The sequence below is a fragment of the Saccharopolyspora sp. 6M genome (assembly GCF_020176775.1).
Classification (GTDB): domain Bacteria; phylum Actinomycetota; class Actinomycetes; order Mycobacteriales; family Pseudonocardiaceae; genus Saccharopolyspora_C; species Saccharopolyspora_C gregorii.
Genome location: NZ_JAIUJZ010000208.1, coordinates 1 through 6805, shown reverse-complemented (window position 1 = coordinate 6805; position 6805 = coordinate 1). Strand labels below are relative to the sequence as shown.

Here is a 6805-nt window from a genome sequence, read left to right as displayed (position 1 = left end):
GTGCGGGCCCGGTCGGAGGGCCCGCACCGCGGGGGACGTGGCCGCGGCTCAGGTCGCGGGCAGCACCAGGGCGACCGCGCCCGCGAGCACCCCGCCGATGATCGGCCCGGCGACGGGGACCCAGGAGTAGCCCCAGTCGGCGGGGCCCTTGCCGCGGATCGGCAGCAGCGCGTAGGCGATGCGGGGGCCGAGGTCGCGCGCCGGGTTGATGGCGTAGCCGGTGGGCCCGCCGAGCGAGGCGCCGATCCCGATGACGATGAACGCGACGGCCGCGTAGCCGAGCGCGTCGTTGCCGAAGCTGAAGGCGCCGTCGTCGCCGCGGCCGGAACCGGGCGTCTGGATGATCCACAGCACCAGCACGAAGGTGCCGATGATCTCGGTGACGAGGTTCCACGGCGCGTTGCGCACGGTGGGGGCGGTGCTGAAGATCCCGAGGGTGCCCGCCGGGTCGTCGTGCGTGTCGAACTGCAGCTTGTAGGCCGCCCAGCACAGCGCCGCGCCCAGCGTGCCGCCGATGATCTGGGCGACGACGTAGACGGGCACCTGGCTCCACGGCACCTGGCCGTCGACGGCGAGGCCGAGCGTGACGGCGGGGTTGATGTGCGCCCCGGTGGGTTCGGCGATGCTGGCGCCCGCGAACACGGCGAAGCCCCAGCCGAAGTTCACCAGCAGCCAGCCGCCGTTGTTGCCGAGCGCCTTGCGCAGTGTCACGTTGGCGACGACGCCGCACCCCATCAGGGTCAGCACGGCCGTGCCCATCAATTCCCAGAGGAAGATCTCACCCAGACTCATGTCCCAGGTCCCCTCGTCGCGGCGCCATCGGCGCGGTCGGGTGTGCGTTGCTGGTCCGGCTGGGCGGGTGGTGCCGGACGGCACGCCGCGCTGATCCGCCCCGGGGTGAGCGCGCCGGTTCCGCGCCGCGGTTCCGCGGGCCGCTGGACGGCCGCGGATGTCGCGAGCACGGGCACGTCGACCTCCTCCGTTGGAGCCGCTTCGGCGGCCGGACGCGCCGAAGAACATGGTCACATTAGGCATGTGAAAACAAACATTGCAATAGCTTTGCGATGGTGTTTTTATCGCGATGTACGGTGAACTCGCTGTGTCCGGGATTCGTGCGGTGAGGCACGACCGTCGGGCAGGGGTTCGGCTAGGAGGATGGGCACCCAATGGTGGAAGTCCCCGCAGGGGATGTGGCGGTGAGGGGGACGACGATGTCCGCTACGTCGGGTCGGCGCCCGTCCGGCAAGCAGCAGGACCGGCGGCGCAAGATCACCGAACTCGTGATGGCGGAAGGTTCGCTGCGCATCGACGACCTGGTCTCGACCGTGGGCGCCAGCGCCATGACCGTGTACCGGGACTTGGCCGACCTGGAATCGCAGGGCCTCGTGCACCGCAACCGCGGCTACGTCTCCGCGGCCTCCTCGCTGCTCTACGAGGCGGCCTCGGAATACCGGATGCAGCAGAACGAGGCGGAGAAGGACGAACTCGCGAGCGCCGCCGCCGAACTGGTCGAACCCGGCCAGGCGCTGGTGCTCGACGACTCGACCACCGGGGTCTACCTGGCTCGGCGGCTGCCGGAACGCGCACCGCTGACCGTGGTGACCAACCACCGCGGGGTGTTCGGCGAGCTCGCCGGGCAGCAGGGCGTGCACCTGATCTCCATCGGCGGCGACTACCTGCCGTGGGCGGACGCGTTCGTCGGCGGCATGGCGCTGGACGCGCTGCGCGGGCTGCGGGTGGACCTGGCGATCATGTCCGTCTCCGCGGTGACCGACGGCATCTGCTGCTACCCGCAGCAGGAGATGGTGCAGATCAAGAAGGCGATGCTGGCCGCGGCCAGCCGCCGGGTGCTCTACGTGGACCACACCAAGTTCCGCAGGCGCGCGTTGCACGCGGTCGCGCCCGCCGAGGACTTCGACATGGTGATCGTCGATTCCGCCACGCCGGAGGCCGACGTCGAGGTCCTCGTCGAGCGCGGCGCCACGGTCCGGCGCACCGGCGAGATCCAGCAGGACCGGGCGAAGAAGGATCTCGCCACGGCAGGTCAGAGCAGCAATGGCGCGGCAGGCGTGCAAGGCGCAGGCCGGGCATGATGACCACCGCGGAACGCGCCGACGGGGTGCGGGTCGGCGGTGATCGGGATTCGAGCGAGGAGGACGCCAGGTGTCCCACGACGAGAAATCAACCGCGACGACCGGTGCCACCGACGCCACCCGGGCCTCGGAGGAGGCGCAGGGCAGGCTGGGGCCGGGCGACCGCGAACGCAACTGGAACAGGCTGGGCTCGGAGGAGTTCGACGTCGTCGTGATCGGCGGCGGCGTCACCGGCGCCGGCGCCGCGCTCGACGCGGCCACCCGCGGGCTGCGGGTCGCCCTCGTCGAGGCGCGCGACCTGGCCGCCGGCACGTCCAGCCGCTCCAGCAAGCTCTTCCACGGTGGCCTGCGCTACCTGGAGCAGCTGGAGTTCTCGCTGGTCCGCGAGGCCCTGCGGGAGCGGGAGCTGATGCTGACCCGGCTCGCGCCGCACCTGGTGAAGCCGGTGCCGTTCCTCTACCCGCTCAGCCACCGCGTGTGGGAGCGGCCGTACACCGCGGCCGGGCTGCTGATGTACGACACGATGGGCGGCGCCCGCTCGGTGCCCGGGCAGAAGCACCTGTCCCGGGCCGGTGCGCTGCGGATGGTGCCCGCGCTCAAGCGGGACGCGCTGATCGGCGGCATCCGCTACTACGACGCGCAGGCCGACGACGCCCGCCACACCATGACCGTGGCCCGCACCGCGGCCCGCTACGGCGCCGTCGTCGCGACCTCCACCCAGGTCACGGGCTTCCTGCGGGAGGCCGACCGGGTCGCGGGCGTGCGGCTGCGCGACGTCGAGACCGGCGCCGAGACGGAGGTCCGCGCCCAGACGGTGATCAACGCGACCGGGGTGTGGACCGACGAGCTGCAGCGCCTCTCCGGCAGCCGCGGGCAGTTCCGGGTCCGCGCCAGCAAGGGCGTGCACATCGTGGTGCCGCGGGACCGCATCGTCTCCGAGGCCGGGATGATCCTGCGCACCGAGAAGTCCGTGCTGTTCGTCGTGCCGTGGGGTGGCCACTGGATCGTGGGCACCACCGACACCGACTGGAACCTGGACCTCGCGCACCCGGCGGCGACGAAGAAGGACATCGACTACATCCTGGAGCACGTCAACACGGTGCTCGCCACGCCGCTGACGCACGCCGACATCGAGGGCGTGTACGCGGGGCTGCGGCCGCTGCTGGCGGGGGAGAGCGACGAGAGCTCCAAGCTGTCCCGGGAACACGCGGTCGCCCGCGTCGCGCCCGGCCTGGTCGCCATCGCCGGTGGCAAGTACACGACCTACCGGGTGATGGCCGCCGACGCGGTGGACGCGGTGGCGCCGGACCTGTCCGGCCGCGTCGCGTCCTCCATCACCGACCGGGTGCCGCTGCTCGGCGCCGACGGCTACCACGCGCTGGTGAACCAGGCCGACCAGATCGCGTCCGCGCACGGCGTGCACCCGTACCGGATCCGGCACCTGCTGGACCGCTACGGCTCGCAGGTGCACGAGGTGCTCGCGGCCACCGCGGACCGGCCGGAGCTGCTCAAGCCCGTCCCCGGCGCCTCGGCCTACCTGCAGGCCGAAGTGGTGTACGCGTGCACCCACGAGGGCGCGCTGCACCTGGAGGACGTGCTGACCCGGCGCACCCGCATCTCCATCGAGTACCCGCACCGCGGGGTGGAGTCGGCGGAGCCGGTGGCGCGGCTGATGGCCGACGTGCTCGGGTGGGACGAGGAGCGCGTCGCCCGCGAGGTCGAGGTGTACACCGCCCGCGTCGAGGCCGAGCGGGACTCGCAGACGCAGCCCGACGACGAGGCCGCGGACGCGAAGCGCTCCGCCGCCCCCGAGGTGCGGGACCGCATCGAGGAACCCATCGCCTGATCGCAGCGACCAGGTGACCACGGGCCGCTCGTCCACCCGGACGGGCGGCCCGTTCCGCGTCAGCGGGCCAGCTCGGTCAGCAGCTCGTCGACGTGGGCGATCATCCGGCGGGTGTCGGCGGGCGAGACGGTGCTCCAGGAATCACCGGACGGCGAATCCCGGCGCAGCTGCGCGTACCGGCCGTGCGGGGTGTCGAAGAACCCCACGACCCGCGGCGCCCGCACCCGGCGGCCCAGCCGGTCCCGGGCGGCGGCGCCGAACTGCCCGCGCGCCCCGGCCTCGCGGACCATCGAGGTGAGCATCTCCGCGTCGTCGCCGCGCACGCCGCGGCGGACCAGCTCGCCCTCCAGCGCTTCGGCGTTCCCGCCTGTCGCGGCCGCGGCGGCGTCGAGGTCGGCGCTGCGCACCGTCACCGATCGGCCCGGCCCGGCGCCGAGCACCGGCAGCACCGAGGCCACCTCCCGCACCAGTCCGGCCGCCGACACCGGCCGCAACGTCAGCGCGTCCTCGTCCTTGACGACCAGCACCGCGTCCGCCCCGCTGCCGTCCGGCACGCCGGAGGCGGCGAGCACCCGGAGGCTGCGGCCGAACCAGGTCCGTCCGTCCACTTCGGACTCCGGGTGGGCGAGCAGCCGCAGCATCCGGTCCAGCGCCGGGTCCAGCTCCCGGCGGTCGCCGAGCTGCTTGGCGCCCATCGACCGCCACGCCGAGTCCGCCAGCTCCGCGCGCTCCGTCCAGGTGCGACCCGGCGAGGGCACCCGCAGCACCAGCGGCATCGTCTCCAACTCCAGGTGCTCGACGAGCACGTCGAACTCCAACGCGGACAGCCGGACCGGGCCGGCACCCGCGAGTGCCGAACCGCCGATCATTGACCGGGATCTCCGCCGATGACCGGCCGGGACAGGGTCTGCGGTGCGTCGAAGAAGCCGGTGCCGCCGCCGACCTGCTCGGTCACCGAGCGGTCCACCGGGTCGTCGTCGCGGCGCCGCGCCCGGCCCCCGCCGGAACCGGTCGGGTGCGTGCCGCGGCCGCGCTCGCCGCCGCGCCCCGCCGTACCGCGCGCGGGCTGCCTGCGCGCGCCGCCGGGGGTGGGCGCCGAACCGGTGCCGCCGCGCGGGGCGGGCACCGGGGCGCCCGCCCAGCTGATCGTGATGTTCGGCTGCTGCAGGCCCTTCGCCGCGCCCGGCGGGGGGACGTGGGCGTCCACGACCACCTGCGGCGGCGGCGCGAAGGAGGCCAGCGAGGTCGTGTTGGCCCGGGTGGAGGCCTCGTAGGTGCGCATCACCTCGAACGCGCGCTGCTCGGCGGCGTCCCTGCGGGACTCCTGCACCTCGTAGTCGGTCTGCCCGCCGAACAGGTGCACCAGCCCGGTGATCGCGGTGCCCGGGTCCTCGGTGGTCAGCGGCTGCGGCTGCGGCATGTCGGCGCGGGCCTTGCCGACGAACGAGGCCTGCTGCTCGGTGCGGTCCCGCATCGACTCGGCGGCCTGCTGCGCCTGCACGGCCCACTCGCCCAGCGGGCGGATCCCGCCGCGGGCGTTGTCGGCGGCTTCGCCCTGCCAGCCGGACATCGCGGAGCTCAGCGCGGCGGCGAGATCGCCGTCGATCTCGCCGAGGGTGCGGGTCAGCTCGCTCCAGCGGCGCACCGAATCGGTCGACGCGTCCGCGCCGGGGCCCTGGTGGATCTGCTCGTAGAGCTCCTCGTGGCGGTACCCCTGCCAGCGGTGGTCACTCATCGGGTTCCGCCTCCCGTCGCACCGGTCACGGTCAGCACCCTCCCCCGAGCCGCACCGCGTTCACGTCGTCGGTGTCCTGGTAGTGCTGGTTGGCCAGCTGCAGGGACTCGGCGGCCGATTGCAGCTGGTCGCGGTAGCCGCACAGCGCGGTCAGCGCGTCCTGGTCGCCGCCGACCGAGCGCTCGTTGAACTGCTCGGCGGCGGTGCTGCTGATCGGGTCGCCGGCCCACGGCCGGATGCGCAGCTCGGTGATCGCGTGCTCGATCTCCACACCGACCTGGTCCAGCGAGGACTGCAAGGCGTTCACGAGGCTCGGGATGGCGGCGGGTTCGACGCGCATGGAGCCACCGGTGCCGGGGGTTCCCGGTAGGGCGGTGGAATCCGGCGAGCCGTCCCCCGACGGCGAGTACAGCGGCACGGGGTTTCCCTCCCACGGGTAAGACGTCCGCGCTCACTCTAATCACTATTCATCACCGTGGGGAGTGCTCCAAACGCGGTGAGTATCAACGCGGTTGGGCCGCGGGGTCCAGTCGCGTTGCGCCGGACGCCCGCGATCACTCCGTCGGACGGGGGCTCATCAGCGGCTCCGAGGAGCCGCTCGTGGACCCGGCCGCGGAGGGATCCGCGGACGTGGTGGCGGATTCCGAGGTCTCCGGTGCCGGGTCGGCCAGCGAGGCCACCGCGTTCTCGGCGACCAGCTGCGCCCCTTGGCACAGGGCGTCCAGCGGCGGCGCGGGCTGCCCACCGTCGTCGCGGTAGAGCACGTCGAGGTGCTCGCCCTCGGCGAGGTCCACCGCCACGTTGCAGGACAGGTCCAGGTCCGGAGTCTTGATCACGAGCGCCGGGAAGCCGTGCACCACCACCGGGGTCGCCTGCACCTGCGCGGTGTCGTCCGTCCACACGCTCATCGACTCGGTGGTGATCAGCGACAACCGCGCCCCGACCTTCGCGGTGGTGTTGCGGAAGCTGCACGTGGGCGCGTCGCCGAAGCCGCCCTCGGTGTCGGCCAGCGGGTCGCGGTCGAACCCGAGCTGCCCGCGCTGCGCGGCGGTGAGCAGTTCGCACGGGTCCACACCGGACATGCTCAGCTCGTAGGGGCGCGGCGGCGGTGGCGGGGGCGTGCTGGTGGTG

General features: G+C 73.3%; 7 protein-coding genes. 2 read left to right on the top strand and 5 right to left on the bottom strand.

The window, feature by feature from the left end; translation table 11 throughout:
• Positions 1–48: 48 nt before the first annotated feature.
• Positions 49–792 (bottom strand): MIP/aquaporin family protein, encoded by a 744-nt coding sequence (locus LCD31_RS23955; RefSeq protein WP_224961510.1) that lies wholly within the window; start codon positions 790–792, stop codon positions 49–51.
• A gap of 419 nt (positions 793–1211) precedes the next feature.
• Here LCD31_RS23955 and LCD31_RS23950 point away from each other — a divergent pair, with 419 nt between their 5' ends.
• Positions 1212–2093: a DeoR/GlpR family DNA-binding transcription regulator gene (locus tag LCD31_RS23950; RefSeq protein WP_224961508.1), complete on the top strand. Its 882-nt coding sequence runs from the start codon at positions 1212–1214 to the stop codon at positions 2091–2093.
• Positions 2094–2241: 148 nt separating this feature from the next.
• Positions 2242–3939, top strand: coding sequence for a glycerol-3-phosphate dehydrogenase (gene glpD / locus LCD31_RS23945; protein ID WP_224961512.1), 1698 nt, complete (start codon positions 2242–2244; stop codon positions 3937–3939).
• A gap of 59 nt (positions 3940–3998) precedes the next feature.
• Here glpD and LCD31_RS23940 read toward each other — a convergent pair whose 3' ends face one another.
• From LCD31_RS23940 to LCD31_RS23925, 4 genes are all read right to left on the bottom strand, one after another.
• Entirely contained in the window at positions 3999–4808 is an 810-nt protein-coding gene (locus tag LCD31_RS23940; protein WP_224961506.1) for an ESX secretion-associated protein EspG, read from the bottom strand.
• Entirely contained in the window at positions 4805–5674 is an 870-nt protein-coding gene (locus tag LCD31_RS23935) for a PPE domain-containing protein (protein WP_224961504.1), read from the bottom strand. Before LCD31_RS23935 ends, LCD31_RS23940 begins: the two co-directional genes overlap by 4 nt.
• A 31-nt stretch (positions 5675–5705) precedes the next feature.
• Entirely contained in the window at positions 5706–6014 is a 309-nt protein-coding gene (locus LCD31_RS23930; RefSeq protein WP_224961502.1) for a hypothetical protein, read from the bottom strand.
• Between the two features lie 214 nt (positions 6015–6228).
• Positions 6229–6805 (bottom strand): DUF3558 domain-containing protein (locus LCD31_RS23925; protein WP_224961500.1); only part of this gene is annotated, 577 nt, incomplete at its 5' end.

What these genes read in the sequence shown, in the direction of transcription:
- LCD31_RS23955 (WP_224961510.1), bottom strand. Translation starts at nt 792, where the DNA reads ATGAGTCTGGGTGAGATCTTCCTCTGGGAATTGATGGGCACGGCCGTG.
- LCD31_RS23950 (WP_224961508.1), top strand. Translation starts at nt 1,212, where the DNA reads ATGTCCGCTACGTCGGGTCGGCGCCCGTCCGGCAAGCAGCAGGACCGG.
- LCD31_RS23940 (WP_224961506.1), bottom strand. Translation starts at nt 4,808, where the DNA reads ATGATCGGCGGTTCGGCACTCGCGGGTGCCGGCCCGGTCCGGCTGTCC.
- LCD31_RS23935 (WP_224961504.1), bottom strand. Translation starts at nt 5,674, where the DNA reads ATGAGTGACCACCGCTGGCAGGGGTACCGCCACGAGGAGCTCTACGAG.
- LCD31_RS23930 (WP_224961502.1), bottom strand. Translation starts at nt 6,014, where the DNA reads ATGCGCGTCGAACCCGCCGCCATCCCGAGCCTCGTGAACGCCTTGCAG.